The organism is Paenibacillus sp. OK076 (assembly GCF_900110055.1).
GTDB lineage: Bacteria > Bacillota > Bacilli > Paenibacillales > Paenibacillaceae > Paenibacillus.
Genome location: NZ_FOCH01000004.1, coordinates 145,561 through 163,051, shown reverse-complemented (window position 1 = coordinate 163,051; position 17,491 = coordinate 145,561). Strand labels below are relative to the sequence as shown.

The 17,491-nt window shown below is 48.2% G+C and carries 13 protein-coding genes and 1 riboswitch; of the genes, 1 reads left to right on the top strand and 12 read right to left on the bottom strand.

Annotated elements, in window-relative coordinates; genetic code table 11:
* Window positions 1-46: 46 nt before the first annotated feature.
* Both BMY78_RS25560 and BMY78_RS25555 read right to left on the bottom strand, forming a co-directional pair.
* Window positions 47-1,591 (bottom strand): HAMP domain-containing sensor histidine kinase, encoded by a 1,545-nt coding sequence (locus tag BMY78_RS25560; RefSeq protein ID WP_256222414.1) that lies wholly within the window; start codon window positions 1,589-1,591, stop codon window positions 47-49.
* A complete protein-coding gene (locus BMY78_RS25555) occupies window positions 1,588-2,271 on the bottom strand; it encodes a response regulator transcription factor (protein WP_090904148.1) in 684 nt (227 codons plus the stop codon). The genes BMY78_RS25560 and BMY78_RS25555 overlap by 4 nt, the downstream gene beginning before the upstream one ends.
* Before the next feature lie 217 nt (window positions 2,272-2,488).
* Here BMY78_RS25555 and BMY78_RS25550 point away from each other — a divergent pair, with 217 nt between their 5' ends.
* Complete coding sequence (locus BMY78_RS25550; protein WP_090904147.1) at window positions 2,489-4,243, top strand: alpha-glycosidase; 1,755 nt, start codon at window positions 2,489-2,491, stop codon at window positions 4,241-4,243.
* Window positions 4,244-4,427: 184 nt separating this feature from the next.
* Here BMY78_RS25550 and sdaAA read toward each other — a convergent pair whose 3' ends face one another.
* The 10 genes from sdaAA to BMY78_RS25500 form a co-directional block, all read right to left on the bottom strand.
* A complete protein-coding gene (sdaAA, locus tag BMY78_RS25545) occupies window positions 4,428-5,372 on the bottom strand; it encodes an L-serine ammonia-lyase, iron-sulfur-dependent, subunit alpha (RefSeq protein ID WP_090904146.1) in 945 nt (314 codons plus the stop codon).
* Window positions 5,362-6,051 carry an L-serine ammonia-lyase, iron-sulfur-dependent subunit beta gene (gene sdaAB / locus BMY78_RS25540; protein WP_076290630.1) on the bottom strand — a complete coding sequence of 230 codons (690 nt, stop codon included), beginning with the start codon at window positions 6,049-6,051 and terminating at the stop codon, window positions 5,362-5,364. Before sdaAB ends, sdaAA begins: the two co-directional genes overlap by 11 nt.
* 257 nt (window positions 6,052-6,308) lie before the next feature.
* Window positions 6,309-6,432: riboswitch (glycine riboswitch) on the bottom strand.
* A gap of 337 nt (window positions 6,433-6,769) precedes the next feature.
* Complete coding sequence (locus BMY78_RS25535; RefSeq protein WP_090904145.1) at window positions 6,770-8,047, bottom strand: MFS transporter; 1,278 nt, start codon at window positions 8,045-8,047, stop codon at window positions 6,770-6,772.
* 35 nt (window positions 8,048-8,082) lie between these two features.
* Entirely contained in the window at window positions 8,083-9,219 is a 1,137-nt protein-coding gene (locus BMY78_RS25530) for a phosphotransferase enzyme family protein (RefSeq protein ID WP_090904144.1), read from the bottom strand.
* 188 nt (window positions 9,220-9,407) lie between these two features.
* Window positions 9,408-10,163, bottom strand: a complete 756-nt coding sequence (pstB, locus tag BMY78_RS25525; RefSeq protein WP_090904143.1) for a phosphate ABC transporter ATP-binding protein PstB — start codon at window positions 10,161-10,163, stop codon at window positions 9,408-9,410.
* A gap of 12 nt (window positions 10,164-10,175) precedes the next feature.
* Window positions 10,176-11,063, bottom strand: a complete 888-nt coding sequence (gene pstA, locus BMY78_RS25520) for a phosphate ABC transporter permease PstA (protein WP_090904349.1) — start codon at window positions 11,061-11,063, stop codon at window positions 10,176-10,178.
* Window positions 11,064-11,065: 2 nt separating this feature from the next.
* Window positions 11,066-11,974 carry a phosphate ABC transporter permease subunit PstC gene (gene pstC, locus BMY78_RS25515; RefSeq protein WP_090904348.1) on the bottom strand — a complete coding sequence of 303 codons (909 nt, stop codon included), beginning with the start codon at window positions 11,972-11,974 and terminating at the stop codon, window positions 11,066-11,068.
* 139 nt (window positions 11,975-12,113) lie between these two features.
* Window positions 12,114-13,037: a phosphate ABC transporter substrate-binding protein gene (locus BMY78_RS25510; RefSeq protein ID WP_090904142.1), complete on the bottom strand. Its 924-nt coding sequence runs from the start codon at window positions 13,035-13,037 to the stop codon at window positions 12,114-12,116.
* Between the two features lie 762 nt (window positions 13,038-13,799).
* Window positions 13,800-15,092, bottom strand: coding sequence for an arsenic transporter (locus tag BMY78_RS25505; RefSeq protein WP_090904141.1), 1,293 nt, complete (start codon window positions 15,090-15,092; stop codon window positions 13,800-13,802).
* Between the two features lie 181 nt (window positions 15,093-15,273).
* Complete coding sequence (locus BMY78_RS25500; RefSeq protein ID WP_090904140.1) at window positions 15,274-17,376, bottom strand: methyl-accepting chemotaxis protein; 2,103 nt, start codon at window positions 17,374-17,376, stop codon at window positions 15,274-15,276.
* Window positions 17,377-17,491 lie beyond the last annotated feature (115 nt).

Genomic DNA, 17,491 nt, shown 5'->3' with positions numbered 1-17,491 from the left:
TTAAAGCTGAAGTCGCCTGAAGTTTAAGTTTAGTTTAAAAAAAAGGTTAGGCCCTTGGTTTCCCAGCTCCCTCGCCGCTATAGAGGCACACCCGCAGTCCGTTCTCGGAGCTGTCCACCCTCTTCCGCAGACCCATCTCACGAATCAGCAGATCCACGATAGATAACCCGAGACCTGTTCCCTTGGTATCCGAATCTTCCTGCAATCCTGGTCCCCTATCTTGAATGACAAGAGCTATCTCCCCATGGATCTGTTCTGTCGATATGCCAATATATCTCCCACTCGCTGCATGACGGATGACATTCTGAAACAGGTTATCGAGAACACGACGCAAGCCCTGTTCATCCACCTGCCAGGTCAATGGTTCTTCCGGCAGATCGATATCAATCTCAAACTGCTCTTTCTCCCACACAGGATACCATGCTGCTGCCGTTTCTCTAACGATTCGCAGGACGTCCTTCTGTTCCAGCTTCAATGTATATTTTCCGCTGGTGAGCAGGTTGTACGACAACATGTTATCGATCAGTCCGCTCAAGTCATCCATCTTGGCTTCCATACGACGCAATGAAGTATCCGCAGCCGTGCTTAGTGGTTCTTTGTGAAGAGAATGCATATGCCCACGAATAACAGTCAGCGGTGTGCGCAGATCATGAGACAGTCCCGCGACAAGACGTTTGCGAAGCTGCTCTTCCTCCCGCTCCCGGTGACGGCTGTCTGTCAACTGATGCACCATTTCATTGAACGATTCCTCCAGCTGTCCGATCTCGTCTGATCTGCGAATCTCAACAGGAAGTGGAATACCCTCCTTGCCCGGAGTGATCATCGCCGTCTGGAGCCGGATGAGCCGCTTGCGAATTCGCGCAAAGAACAGGATCGACATGATGATAAATAACAGGAAGATAATCATCATCAGTCCACCCAAATACAAGAGTTCCATAGGCCAGTTGTTCTGCGGCTTTTGCAAAAGATACCGTGGGACTTCAATCACCATAAAGCCTTGTCCCTTGTCTTCGCTATCTCCCCCTACAAAAGAAACCACCGTTAGCGGATCACGATAGGAGGCTTCCTTCATAAATTCCAGGGAGGTGTTTGCATTCCATATCGAAGGAATCCGGGTCTCGGTTGTCTGATGATTCAACGTCCACTTCAATGTCGTCATTGTTGTTCCATCCACGGTGGATTCCGATACATCAACATCCTCTCCAGCGAGAATAAATGCTGTTTCACCTTTTTGGTCCACACGGTACATCGAAGATTTGGGATATTTGCGGTGCAGCTGCTCCATACGTTGATTGATTTTTTCAGATGTCGCCCCATCCAGCTTCTCGGATTCCCGGGTCCACAGGTTACTGATTTTCGTGCTATCCCCATAAGGTGCCGTATTCTCTTTATCTGTATTGTTCACCACCACCACATAGATGATGGATGTAATGGGGAGAATGACCGGCACAAACAAAACCGCTGCTAAGATCAGAAGAATATATCGGGACATCAGGGTCCGTCCAAAACGCATTTTCCGTTTGCCTGGAAAGCTTCTTTTCACTCCTCTATCCCTATTGGATGAATCGCGCATCGTCGCCTTTTTGCTCATGGCTTCTTCACACGATACCCGACACCGCGAACGGTCTGAATGATAGTCGGGTTCGCCGGATCACGCTCCAGCTTCTCACGCAGATGCCGAATATGTACCATTAATGTCTTGTCTCCGTCGAGGTAAGATTCGTTCCAAACGGCTTCGTAGATCTGTTCCTTGGTTCGAATCATGCCCATATGCCTGAGCAGGTAGGCGAAGATATGAAACTGTTTGCCTGATAAAATAATTTCTTCCCCCGTCTCCTCATTCACGATCCGGTGGTCCTTCTCGTAGATGGACAGGTGGTCCAGTTTCACCACGGTATCGGCGGAGATTGCCGTTCCTGCCTTTCGAAGCTGGACTTCAATCCGTGCGGCGAGTTCATCGGGATGGAATGGCTTGGTTACATAATCATCGGCAAAATCAAGCCCATGCAGCTTGTCGTCAATGGACGTTCTGGCCGAAAGCATGACAATGGGCACTTCTGGATGTTCCTTTTTGAGTCGCTGTCCTACCGTAAATCCATCCAGTCCCGGCAGCATGACATCCAGAATAACCAACGAACAGCCCCCGGCAGCTTCAGCCGCACCTTCACCACTTCCGAGCCACAGCACCTCATATCCACGCTCCTCCAAGTCGGCTCTGACCCAGGTGGCAATTTCCGTATCGTCTTCAATGTATAACAGTTTCGTTTTCATGCGTGTATTCGTTTCCTTTCTGCACCCTTTGGGTTAATTATATATTTGAAACATAATGAGATATCTTGTTTATATAAATTGTACAAATGTTGATTCCGCAATCATTGATGTCCTTTTATTTTAAATTATACCTTAATCATCCGCTTCGCATAATTCTGCATCGAATGCTTCGACTTGCTCACATAATACATGTGTATACGACGGGAGGAAATTCAACATGCTGCTGGAAGCCATCTATCATCAACCAAAACGGAACTGGGCCTATGCCTACGATAAGGATACCATTCGTCTGCGTCTGCGTGCCAAAAAGAATGATCTTACCGAGGTACATGCCCTGACTGGGGACAAATACGCCTGGGATCGCACCAAAGAGCTGGTTCCTTTAACCAAATATACATCCGACTCCATGTTCGACTATTATGAGGGGCAAGTAAAGCCTCCGTATCATCGACTGAAGTATTCCTTCCTGCTGAAAAGTGGCACAGAACAAATCTGGATGACCGAAACGGATTTCCAAGACCATGAACCCGACGACCCTGGTCACATGTTCCAGTTCCCATATATCCACCCTGGGGCTGTATTTACACCGCCTGCATGGGTTAAGGATGCAATTTTCTATCAGATCTTCCCTGAACGATTCGCAAATGGCAACCCCGACCTCAATCCGGAACATGTGGAACCGTGGGGAGGCAAGCCGACCCCGTTTAACTTCTTCGGCGGTGATCTCCAGGGCGTCATCGACCATCTGGATTACCTTGAAGAGTTGGGTATTAACGCCATTTATTTCACACCGATCTTCGAGGCAACGACCAATCACAAATACGATACCGAAGATTATCTGCGAGTAGATCGTCATTTTGGTGATGCAGATACGGTCAAACGGCTTGTTGAGCTGTGCCATGCACGCGGAATCCGGGTGCTGCTGGATGCGGTGTTTAATCATTCCGGGAAGACGTTCGCGCCGTTTGTTGATGTGCAGAAGAATGGGGAGAATTCCAAATACAAGGACTGGTTCCATGTGCATGAATTCCCGCTGGAGGTGAAGGATGGCATTCCTACGTATGAAACGTTTGGATTCGAAGCTCACATGCCGAAGCTGAACACGGAAAATCCGGAGGTGAAGGCGTATTTGCTGGAGGTGGCGGAATACTGGATTAAGGAAATGGGTACCGACGGCTGGCGGCTGGATGTCGCGGATGAAGTGGATAATGCGTTCTGGCGCGACTTCCGCCGTGTAGTGAAGGCTGCGAATCCGGATGCCTATATCTTGGGTGAGGTATGGAATGAGTCCTCCTCCTGGCTGCAAGGTGATCAGTTCGATGCCTCGATGAACTATCCATTTACGGAAGCCGTAAATCGTTTCTTTGTAAAAGATGCCATGCACGCCGAACAGTTTGCGAACTCGATCGGTCGACAACTGTCCCGCTATCCGCTGCAAGCCAGCGAAGTGGCATTCAACCTGCTGGACAGCCACGATACACCACGGCTGCTCACCTTATGTGAGGGCGACCAGCGGAAGATGAAACTGGCTGCGCTGTTCCAATTCACTTATATGGGTACTCCGTGCATCTATTACGGAGACGAGATTGGGCTGGACGGAGAGCATGATCCCGGTTGTCGGAAATGTATGGAGTGGGATGAGACGAAGCAGGACCGCGAGCTGTTCACCTTTTATCAAAAGCTGATTGCACTTCGTCATGCCCATCCTGCCCTGCGTGCAGAAGGCAGCATTCGATTCCTGCAGGCCCGTGAAGGCGGGAGCCAGCTTGTGATGGAACGACAGGATGATAATGAGCGTATTCTGATCCTGTTCAATCGTTCGGAAGAAACAGCGATCGTCGAGCTGGAGGCGGGCGCAGGGGAATGGACGGAGTTATTTGGCGAGAATTATCGCACAGCCAAGGAAGAAGGAATCCTGGTCGTTGAGTTGCCCGCATACGGATATGCTGTACTAAGTACAGATATCGCATAGCATCTTCATATTGTGGTGTCCTTGCCATTCCAACGCATTGAAAGCAACCCCGAATAAGCAAAAAAGCCGATACGCTTCTTCATCAGGAAGAATTCGTATCGGCTTTTATATTATGATGGGAACAGATCACCGTTCATGATCCAGGCTCCACGAGTTAAATTCAGTTCATGTTCGTTCATGGATGTTACGCCTTGGCTTCTGGTTTATTTTCAGCAGGGGACTCAGCTTCAACCTCAGGCTCAGCACGCTTCGCCTTCGGTTTAGCAAGCTTCTCCATCATTTTCCGTCCTGTCGGTGTTTGGGCAAGCCCACCTTGGGCCGTTTCACGGTGCCTGCTCGGCATCGCACTGCCCACTTCCAGCATGACATCAATGACTTCGTCAGAAGGAATTGCACTTCGTACCCCGGCCAGCGCCATGTCGGCTGCAGCCAAAGCGGTTACGGCACCCAGTCCGTTACGGACGATGCACGGAATTTCCACGAGGCCTGCCACTGGATCGCAGATGAGGCCTAATGTATTTTTTAACGCGAGGCCAACCGCATGAACCACTTGCTCCGGCGTCCCTCCTCGCAGCTCCACCATGGCTCCAGCGGCCATACCGATGGCAGAACCCACTTCAGCCTGACAGCCACCCTCGGCACCGGAGATAAATGAATTGTTGGCAATGACATAACCAATCGCTCCCGCACAGAACAGACCGTTGACCAGATGCTCGTCACTCCAGCCAAAACGCTCTTGGGAGCTGATAAACACACCCGGAATGATGCCGCAAGAACCGGCTGTCGGTGTCGCTACGATCCGGCCCATGGAGGCATTCACTTCCGATACACAAAGGGCATACGCCATGGCCAGTGCAGAGGCATCTCCAGAACAAGTCTCACCTTTACGAATGTACTCAGCCATTTTTTTGCCGTCTCCGCCAGTCAAACCGCTGCGTGATGTCGTATCTTCTGTCAGCCCTTTGTGTACAGCTTCCTTCATCACCTGATAGTAATCCGACATCTCCCGTACAACATCCGCTTCCGGGATATTCGTCTCCTGAACCTGCTCTTCGATCATCAGCTCGGCGATGGTTTTGGATTCTGCTGTACAGATGGTATTCAGTTCATGTAGATGTTTAAACCGCATCAGGCTCGACCCCTCTCTTTAAATCAATCACGCGAATGTCCAGCATATGATCCAGTGACCGCAGACGGTTCAACATCTCAGGATTCGGCACACCATCCATCTCCATCGCTGTTAATGCTTCACCATCCCGGGCTTTCCGATCCACTTGCATGTACCCGATGTTCACCCCGGACGAACTGATGGTGGAGGTTACGGAAGCGAGCACCCCTGCTTTGTCCGAATGGCGCAGTACAAGTGTGGGAAACTCTCCGCTGATCTGTACACGAAAATCATTCAATGCATGCACCGATACACTACCTCCGCCAATGGAAGCACCAATTAGTGAGCATTGACGGTCTCCATGCCACAGTTCAATCTTGACCGTATTTGGATGAGGAGCAGGCAGGCCGCTTGTAAAAAACTCTACCTCCATCCCCGCTTCCTCTGCATATTGTTCTGCATCCGGTATACGTGGATCATCCGTCACATAATCAAGCAGGCCACCGATCAACGCAAGATCCGTACCATGCCCCTGATACGTATCGGCGAACGAGCCGTACAGCGTTAATCGGGCGCGTTCAGGCGTGCATCCCAGCCACTGACGAGCAATTCGCCCCAATCTTGCCGCTCCAGCCGTATGTGAACTTGATGGACCTGTCATGGACGGACCAATAATTGAAAAAACGTCTTTAAAACGCATCGCAAACCCTCCATTTATAATCGTCATTTTCATCCAGACGTACACCCATAATGTTCCTTTATTACTGAATGATGACATGAGAAAAGGACAGAAGAAGGCCCTAGGCCCTCTCTCTGTCCTCGATACCTGAGAGTTTCATGATAAGAAGCGCGGCGAATCGATGCATCCCTGTATTCACAGGTGATGTCACCCTGCACACCGTGCTGCTTGACCATATACCCCTTGGGTGGCGCAGTTCGCGCACTCTCCAGAGTTGCGTCCAACGATGGTACATTTACCTGAGAGATTAACCGCTGCGCCGGGTGCGCAGCAGCTTGCTCCTTCGGTGCCCGACAGCTGCCATTTTACTCGACATGCCCAGGTCTCTCCCGCTCGCTATCATTCGCTGTATGGAACCATTCTGATCTTGTACCAGAACGATAATTGAAGTTTTTAATACTTTCTCATTAAGATTAATCGACAGGAAGATCAGTGTCAACAAACTTAACGATTTCTTTGTGAATATTTGCTTTTTTCCATTTTATACACAAGATAAACTGATGAACTGTAAACTTTCATCACATGAATGTGTTAATGCGTTTCATCTAGAAAGCGTATACATTTTTCATTTTCTATTAGCCAATATCTGTGTTTAATACTATTTATGTTATGTTCCACTGAACGGTTCGGGTATTCAGGCAACCATTATTCTGTACTGGAATTGCCTTATTTCTGCCTGTTACCCCACCATCGCCTTGGACTTCGCCGGTTCATCGTAATACCTGCTTCGGGAAGGAAACATGCTCGTCACCCACAATCCCAACGCAGCTAACAGCATGACCCCAGATACAACTGTATATACCATACGAAGTGACAACTGCTCTGCTATTACCCCTGCAATCAAAATGGAAGCCACCTGCAGCACACTTAACACCAGTCCAAGTACACTGCTCATTCGCCCCATCATATCCACAGGGATATTATTTTGATAAAAGGTAACCAGGCCCGTATCCGCCAGTGCCGAACAGAGACCGAGCAGAATAAAAGCAACCGCCGCCAGCTCAAACGAGAATGAACGGGCGAACAGGAAATAACCCAGCGCAACCAGAAGTACACCGCCACCCATCATGTGACGGATCGGCAAATGTTTGGCGAACAGCCAAACCAGCATGGAGCCTGCCAAATAACCAATCCCGGTGATACTCATTAATGCTCCGTACTGCGATTCAGGCAGGTTCATCACCTGACGGATAAATACCACTTCCTGGGCATCCAGCGACATGCCGACGACCAGAATAATCTGGAACAGAGCATATATACCGACCACGTAGCCCGACTTCCGGCTAAAGCTCAGTACAGCTCTCCAATCCTGGGCAACCATCCGAGGGGTCAGTCTGCTGCCTGTCCCTATATTCTGTTCTCCAATGCCCAGTTTGGGAAGAAACATTAGAATCAATGCAGAAGCAGCAAAGGAAGCCGCATTGGCATAAATGGCTGCCGAAGGAGATAAATATATCAGCATCACTCCTGCGACTGCCGGACCGGTAATAAATGCCCCTGAGCTGATCAGAGCTTGTAGGGAATTAAAGCGCTTGCGCCGTTCAGCAGGCACCAGCCGGGTAATATATACCTGAGAGGAAGGGACAAATATGGAGGAGGACATGCTGATCAGAAACATCACTGCGTACATCATCCATAGACTGGACATCAGTGGGAGCATCGCCACCAACAATGCCCGTAGCATATCAGCACCAATCATCAACTGCCTCTGATCATAACGATCAATCAGGCTGCCTGACCAAAACTTAGTACACACCGAAGCAATCGGCGAGATAATCCATAACCCTGCGACTGCCGCTGGAGACTGTGTCATATCCAAAACCATCAGGTTAATTGCCACAATATATATGAAATCACCCAGATTGGATATGCCCACTCCACTAAGCAGCAATCCGGCATGCTTCCAGCCACCAGACTGCCCATTTGATGCAACTCTTATTGCACGAATGTTCTTCATAGCGCTACCACCCACTAGAAATCAGAAATTATAAATCATAAATCATAGAAAATACTCTCATTCTGCAGATATGGTCTGCAAAATTTGCTGCATATAAGATGCATTCGCTCTTTCATCCATTCGTACCTGGATTCATTCTCCATCTGGAATGCGAAATAGCCAAACGTAAAGATCAGCATGAATCCTTCCATTAACCGAATATCACGCTTCGTTAGTGGTCCTGTCTGCTCCGTATAACCCGATAGGAAGACATCCCGTTCCTCCGGATTGAAAATAAGAGCTGCACCACCGGCATCAAACAGATAGTAGCCATAACCGTATAAACAAAAATCAATCATGGATATGCCTTGATCCGTCACTAACAGATTGCCGCGAGTAATATCCCCGTGAATTATTCCCCATGTCTCAGCATTATACGGATACGTATCGAGTTGCCCGTTAATGTTCTCAAACGTCTCGCGAATCAGATCGAAATCTTCAGGAGTAAAGATGCCACGTCTAACGCCTTCCTCCAATTGCTCCAGCATGACCAGATTCTCTTTGATCGAGCCATAGGCTGGTCTTACTTCCTTTTGCTTCAAGGTAGGGCTGTCGCTATCGGTATACTCCCCTGAGATGGTCGTCTTATCAGCATGCTGTTCACGGTCATTCACCTGCTGTCCGCTTTCAGACTCCCATGAACCAGCCCCCGGCTTGGGAGTTTCCTTCGGTCGTCGTCCATATTGATGCAATATCTGCAACTGTACACCCAAATCATGAATCTGCGCTGTTGTCAGACGTTCTCCCTGCTTGATATCCCTGCCCTCAATCCATTCCAGAACAGTACAACAGATCTCTTCTCCTGTTTCGTCCAACCAGACGGTAACCCACTCATCCGATGTATTGCGAACGGGTGTCTGCACCCGCAATGGACTGGTAGCCCGTAATTCATGAAGTAGATTCATCTCTGCTTCAAGTGCAGGTCGTGTATGCTGAATGCCCGTCATGCTTGCAAAAGCGGCTTTATGTATTCGCAATAGATACTTCTGTCCGGTTGATTCATCAACCACCTGATACGTTAGATTTTCATTATGTCGGATAAAGGAAACCGAAGGCTTTTCTATGGAATAATGCGAGATAATTTCAGTTGCCATGGTGTCATGGGAAATCTTATGGGTAGTTATAATCCACATCTCCTTCTCTTATCAAATTAAAGGAAGTGTTTACAAATATCGTAGCATGATTGTTTTTACTTTGGCAAACTATTCCATATTTACGAAGATGTAAAAAAGCATAACTCCCGAACGACCTCGCCCGAGTGTTATGCTTCCTTGTATCTCTATAAAACTATCTCTATCTCATACTCCATCCAATATAACAGTTAACCGAAACGTCCCATAATATATTCCTGAGTCAGACGATTGTCCGGATTGGTGAAAATATGCTCCGTATCTCCGTGCTCAACCATGCTTCCCAGATAAAAATAAGCCGTATAATCCGAGATGCGTGCCGCTTGCTGCATATTATGGGTAACAATTACGATCCGAAGATCCTTCTTGAGCTCCGAGATCAACTCCTCCACTTTACCCGTAGATACCGGGTCAAGCGCAGATGCCGGCTCATCGAGCAGCAATATCTGTGGATCAACCGACAACGCGCGCGCGATACAAAGCCGCTGCTGTTGTCCACCCGAAAGGGCCAGGGCAGATTCATTCAGTCTGTCCTTCACTTCGTCCCAGAGCGCAGCGCGGCGCAAGCTTTTTTCCACAATTTCATCCAATGCCTTCTTGCTCTTGATACCGCGGTAGCGGGGGCCAAACGCGATATTATTGTAAATGGACTTGTGAAAAGGATTCGGCTTCTGCCACACCATGCCAATCTTCTGGCGAAGTTTGATTACATCTGTGCCTGGCTCATTCAGATCATTGCCATCCATCCAGATATGTCCCTCCGTGCGGGAACCGGCAATCTCGTCATTCATCCGGTTGAGCGACCGCAGGAACGTGGATTTACCACAGCCGGATGGTCCAATGAGTGCCGTTACACTGGCTTCGGGAAACGTCAGGCTGATCTGTTTAACGGCCTGAAAATGCCCATAATATATGCTTAACTGTTCCGTACCAAAAGGTATGGCCATGTTGGTTCCTCCTTATTTCGAAGCTGTCATGCGGCGGTAAACCACCCGACCGATCCAGCGTGCACTGAGATTGAACGCCAGTACGAGAAGTACAAGCACGGCTGAAGCGCCAGCTGCTATTTCTTTGGAATCCGGGCCAATGCCTTCACTGTTTACTTTCCATATGTGCACGGCCAGCGTCTCTGCCGGACGCAATGGATTGATCGGAGACCTTGGACTTGTTGGATTCCAGTCCGTGAAGTCCAGCGGCGGACTACTCATACCTGCTGTGAACATCAGGGCTGCTGCTTCACCGAAGATCCGTCCTGATGCCAGGATCGTACCCGTGATTAAGCTTGGCAATGCCACAGGCAGCAGAATGGAGGTAATAATTTTCCATTTGGACAATCCGAGTGCAAGACCCGCTTCCTTCTGCTCTTTCGGAACGGCCCGGAACGCCTGCTCCGTTGTCCGCACCATGAGTGGAAGATTGAATATTGCCAAGGCCATAGCACCCGATAGAAGGGAGAATCCGAGACCAAATGTATTAACAATCAACAAGAGTCCGAACAAACCAATAACGATAGACGGGAACGAGGATAACACTTCGACAACCAGTCGAATAAAGCTTGTGATCCGGCCTGGCTTGGCGTACTCAGCCATATAAATACCGCCGCCCCATCCGAGCGGAATCGTAATAATCAAGGTCAGAACAAGCAGGAAGATCGAGTTGAATAATTGCGGTCCAATCCCGCCACCACCTTTGAGCAGCTGTGGTGCACTGGTCAGGAAGTGCCAGTTAATCTGCCCAATCCCACGTACCAGAATGAAGCCAAGCAAACCGAGCAAGAGAACAACAATGAACAGGGCCAGAACAACGATAATGGAAGTGGCAACTTTATCTACCGTTTTAGCCTTCATTTTCATACCCGGTTCCTCCTTTCAAGCAGGCGAACCAGAATGACGAAGACAAAGGTCATCACCAGCAGGACAAGCGCCATACTCCACAGTGCATTATTATGAACAGATCCCATCGTGGTGTTACCCATACTCAGGGTGATTACACTCGTTAATGTTGAAGCCGATTCGAGCAATGATGTCGGTACATGCGGGGCATTCCCGATGACCATCTGTACGGCCAGAGCTTCACCAAATGCGCGTGCCATGCCCAGTACAATCCCTGTCAGCAAAGCTGGAAGAACCGTCGGGATAATGACACGGTAGATCGTTTGCCAGCGAGTTGCCCCCAGCGCATAGGATGATTCACGCAGACCTTTCGGCAGTGCAGACAATGCATCTGCCATAATGCTAGTTACGGTAGGCAGAATCATAACAGACAGAACCAAACATCCGGCTGCAATCCCGACGCCGGCTCCGCCAAACATGCTGCGCAACAATGGAACGATCACACTGAGACCGATAAACCCGTACACAACGGAAGGGATACCGGACAGCAATTCAATCGCAGGTTGCAATATCTTTTTACCTTTACCTGGTACAATCTCGGTCATGAAGAGCGCTGCGCACAAGCTAAGCGGACTTGCAATCAGAGCTGCAAGCAATGTTGTTATGAATGAACCGGTAATGAACGGCAACGCTCCATAGGCAGCAGGTTCCCCCGTTGGGTTCCACGTTTTTCCGGATATAAATTCGCGCAAACTTACGCCATCCTGGAAAAAGGTCGACAAGCCTTTGGACGCTACAAAATAAACGATGGAAAACATGACAACGATCAGGAAAACGACACAAATCGACGTATAGATCCGTCCCGTCCACTCTTCCCAATAATGCTTCTCTCTCAAGGGCCGGCGCGGTTTCAACTTGTTGTTCATTACCGTTCCCCCTTCGGTCTGTTCCATAACAACCATCCTTCTATAGTAGAATTCATAAATATGGGATTATTCCAGAGCAAACCGCGCAAAGAGGCAGGACCTGGGTCCGCCTCTCTCGCTGTATGCGCAAGTTCAAAGATTATTGAGTCACAGTGCCTGCAGCGTCACGTTTTACTTTCATGCCGGATACTGGGATGTAACCAAGCTCCGTCACATCTTTCTGTTGAATTTCGTCACTCAAGATGTAGTCAAGGAATGCTTTTGTTGCTGCATCCGGGTCACCTTTAGTGTACATGTGCTCGTAAGCCCATACCGGATAAGTTCCTGCTTCTACGTTCTCAACTGTTGCTTCTACACCTTCGTATTTCAAAACTTGCAGGCTGTCATCCAGGTAGGACAGAGCCAGATAACCAATTGCGCCTGGCGTTTCAGCTACGAGCTTTTTAACTGTACCGGAGGAATCCTCCTGAATAGAACCTTGGATATCTTCAACTTTTGTTCCCAGTGCAAAGTTCTCGAATGTTGCACGAGTACCGGAGCTGCTAGGACGGTTTACGATAACGATAGCTTGATCTTTACCGCCAACATCTTTCCAGTTTGTGATTTTACCAGAGAAAATGTCGATCAGTTGTTGCTTCGTCAAATCTTGTACACCTGCATCTTTGTTGCTTACTGGAGCGATGGCTACAACAGCCACTTGGTGATCTTTCAATTCGCTTACTTTTGCTGCGTCATCGATTTTCTCTTCTGCAAATACGTCAGAGTTACCGATTGTAGCTTGTCCGTCGGATACTTGTGTCAAACCCGTACCACTACCGCCGCCTTGCACTTGTACTGTTACGTTCTTATATTCATCAACTGCCATAAATTTTTGTCCAGCTTGCTCTACCAGAGGTTGCAGTGCTGTTGAACCAACAGCCAGAATGTTACCGCTAAGTTCAGTAGCAGTTTCTCCTGTGGAATTATTACTTCCCTCTGTACCAGCGTCATTTTTCGATCCGCATGCTGCGAGAACCAGTACGAACGTTAAGGTCATCAAAATGAACGGCAACTTTTTAAACATGTTTTGTTTTCCTCCCCCAATTTAGTGACGGTGATTTGGCTTTTATTTTTGTTCACCATCAACTCTTTATTCATTGTAGTTTCGTTATGTCATCTCAAAATCAATGTTTTGTAAACGCAATGTTAAAAATGTTTACTGTGGATTGAAATTTACCTGAGACAAATTGCGCTGAAGTGACCGCTTCGTGAACGGACGTTGTTTCAATCCGTATTGTGTCCAGTTTTTCATCACATAATGAATAAGTCGCTAATACTTTCGAGTGGCCGTTCCGGTTACGGATCGTTCTTCCGATCGCTGTTGTCTCCAATTTTTTTTGATTTGATATGTATAATGTTAAAACTCGGAGACAAAGGCGAACGCTGCCGCTTCTTCAGAATCGATTCCGTCCCCTCCACTACGTTCAGTTTTTTTATCTACTCAATCTACCCATCAAGAACAAATGATCATTTTGATCTTTTCTTACAATTAAAATTCTTACATAGAATACGCTTCGCTTTTACACAATCTTTCCGTTCCCTGCGCTGTGTCACCGCTGGTGGGGTCCCAGGCATTTTAATCCTCAGCCTGGGGGATGGCAAAAAGAAGGCCAGTCTATAGAAGGCTGGCCTTAGTGTAAATGCATAATGAAGAAAGAGAATTTGTTTCTTCTATAGAAGAAACAAAAAAACTGCCTCATAGCTAGTAGGTAACACCAGCGTGTGAGAGCAGCTTTTTACAATATATTGGATCATTTGATGATTGTTAATGTAAAATGCGATTTTACTAACCCAATATCCATAGCCACAAAGCTAATCCGGCCAAGGTAATTAATAGGGTGGGAATGGTTAAGATGATGCCTGCCTTGAAATAATATCCCCATGTAATCTTCACACCTTTGCGGGACAGCACATGCAGCCACAGTAATGTGGCAAGTGAACCGATCGGGGTCATTTTGGGACCCAGATCCGAACCAATCACATTGGCATAGATCAAGGCCTCACGCACAATGCCATCGGTGTGTGCACCCTGAATCGCGAGTGCGTTAATTAACACGGTAGGCAAGTTGTTCATTACAGATGACAATATTGCTGCGATCATGCCCATTCCCATTGAGGCAGCCAGCAGACCATGGTCTGCGATGGCATCAAGCCAGCGGCTCAGGTGATCGGTTAATCCGGCATTACGCAGCCCATACACCACGATGTACATACCGACCGAGAACACGACAATGGACCATGGGGCCTCCTTGATTACGCGTTTCAGGTCCACGGCTTCGCTCTTTCTCGCCAATATGGCAAACAAAAGAGCTACTGCACCGACGATAACCGATACGGGGATCGGCAAAAACTCACTGGAAGCATAGGCCACGAGCAGCAGCACCAGCATAAACCAGGCGATGCGAAACATCCGCGGATCACGAATGGCTTCCCGTGGATCACGTGCTGCAGAGATATCGTAGCGGAGCGGGATGTTTTTACGATAAAACAAGAACAACATCCCCGTACTCGCCACGATGGAAAAGAGATTAGGCACAATCATCCGCACCGCATACTCCACAAATGTAATACCGAAATAATCCGCAGATACGATATTCACCAGGTTGCTGACGACCAGCGGCAACGACGTTGTATCCGCGATAAATCCACTGGCCATAACAAAGGCAAGCACCATGCGCTCATCGAACTTCAATGCACGTACCATCGCAAGCACAATCGGGGTAAGAATGAGCGCTGCACCATCATTGGCGAAGAGAGCTGATACCGCCGCCCCGAGCAAAATGGAATAGATAAACAGCCTGCGTCCATTTCCTCCCGCCAATCTTGCCATATGAAGAGCTGCCCATTCGAAAAAACCTGTCTCATCGAGTATTAATGAAATCATAATAATACCGACAAAAGCGAGCGTTGCATTCCATACAATGGATGCCACATCAGAGGCATCGTTCAGACTGACGACACCACACATCAACGCCAGCAAAGCCCCGCCCATGGCGGACCAGCCAATACCCAATCCGCGTGGTTGCCAGATAACCAATGTGATGGTCAGGACAAAAATCAAAATTGCTACATATGTCATAAAGCCTCCTGTTCCGCTATATTCATCATGTTTTGGAGCATGATATGAGAATGGCCTGCGCGATATGATTACACCGCAATTCTTGCGGATAAACCAGACGCTATAGTTATACAGGGCTTCAGGAGAAATGTCTATCTTTATTTCCTTCTATCTCTATAGAAACTGCGGTAAAAGATATCGTCTAATGGTTAGAATTGTCCTTATCCTTCGGCGTGTCCTCCACCATTTTGAACATACCCAACAATCCTTGCAGTTGCTCCGCCATACTGTTCAGATGTGCTGAAGACGAAGCGATCTCCTCCACAGATGCCAGCTGTTCCTGAGAAGATGCCGAGACGGATTCCGTATTCGCAGCAGATTCTTGGGTCACGGTCGATATATCGTTCATTGCTTTGGCAACGTGGGAAGCACCACTCTCCAACTGTTTCGTTGTTTCGGACAAATTGTCCAGCGTATGAACAGCATCCTCTACAGCCTCCCGAATCTGTGCAAAGGATTGTCCAGACGTATTCACGGCCTGAATTCCGTCTCCAACCCGAGTCTGGGCTGCATTCATAGCGTTCAGAGCAGCATCCATATCCTGACGAATATTATGAACGAGTTCACCGATCTGCGCAGCCGAGCTTCCCGATTCCTCTGCAAGCTTCCGCACCTCACCCGCTACGACTGCGAAGCCACGGCCAGCATCACCCGCTCTTGCCGCTTCAATGGAAGCGTTCAGTGCCAGCAGATTGGTCTGTTTCGAGATTGTGGCAATCACATCTACCATGCTGCCGATCTCAACGGACCGTGCATTCAGTGACTGAACCACCGTCGCGAGCTGTTCCACCGTTTCCTGAATGCTATTCATCTGCTCAACTGCCTGACCTGCTGCCTCGTTGCCTGAATAGGCCGCTCCAGATGTATGTCGCATATTCGTTGTAATGGATTGCACACGCTCAGACATCATGCGAACATCTTCCGCGATTTGCCTCATTTGTCCTGATCCATCGGTTACACTCTTCACTTGCTGCTCCGCACCCTCGGCAAGTTCCTGAATCGCCATCGTTGAATGCTCAATGGCCTTGGTTGTTTGATCCGCACTGGCGGACAATTCCTGCGAGGAGGCAGACACCTGCTCTGCCGTTTCCTGCACACCCAGAATCATCATGCGCAGATTGTCGACCATCCGTTCAAAGTATTTCGCCAGATCGCCTACCTCATCTTTGCGCCCTGTGTCCAATTTTACCGTAAGGTCGCCTTTGCTCACTGCTCTAGCGGATTCCTGCAGACGTTTAATCGGACGTAGCATCGAACGTGTAAACCAGATAATAAATATCAGCGTTAAGAAGGTTGCCGTCAGAATGACCAACAGGGTAGCCATCCGAATGTCTTTACTTGCATTTAATACTTCACTTCTGAACATTGTGCCGCCAATCTTCCACCCGGTTTCTTCATTAGTAGAGAAAATCATGGTCTTTGGATCATCATTATAGATATAACTGAATTCGCCTTCCTTGCTCTCAAACATTGGATCCAGCGCTGTTGTTTGTTCTTTTGTACCAGCATCCGCGACTGGAGATACAATGTAATTTTTATCCGCATCCATGATAATGACATACCCTTCTTTGCCAACCTTAATGGATGCCTGTTCTCGCAGCTTTGTTAGATCCATGGACAAACCAACGACACCCGATTGATCATCAAGCGTTTTGGAGACAAAGACAACAGCAATGCCGTCCGTGTTCTTGGATACAGGTGAAACTACTGGAGCACCTGGCTTCTCCATCGCAAGCTTATACCATTCTCGTTCCCGGGGATCATAAGCGGACCCTTGTGAGCTGCCCGCAGACTCCTTACCTCGGACCATGACTCCCTCTTTGGTTCCCACAAAGATATTTAAAGCATCCGGATGCAACCCAAGATACTGTTTCAATTTCAGCTCAAGCTCAGGGCTTTCATTTTGCCCTTTTATCATGTCAGTCACAATCAGACTGGCAAAATAATTGATATCATGAATCTTCGCATCCACATGTGTGCCAATGATTGAATTCGTTGTGTCTACACTTTGTTTGGCACTGTCCATCAGCTGGTCTTCCACTGTATCATCAGCGATAATCAGCGTAACGATCCCTATGGTTAGACTCGGCAAGAGCAGAATCGCCAGGAAGGATACCAATAATTTGTTTCTTATGCTCCAAACGAAGCCTTTTTTCTTTTTGTTTTTCTTTTTCGTTTTATTGTCTTTTGCTTTGACCGGCTTGGTTGCTGCCTTTTCTTGCTCGTTCCCCCGAATGTTACCCATCTTGCTTCTCCCCCTCCAAATATAAATCTGCCCTTTTTCTTTTTTTATGTAGGACCTCTTTACCTGATTAAATAAGGTGTCATATAGACGCCGATCTAATCTAAAGGCCTATCCT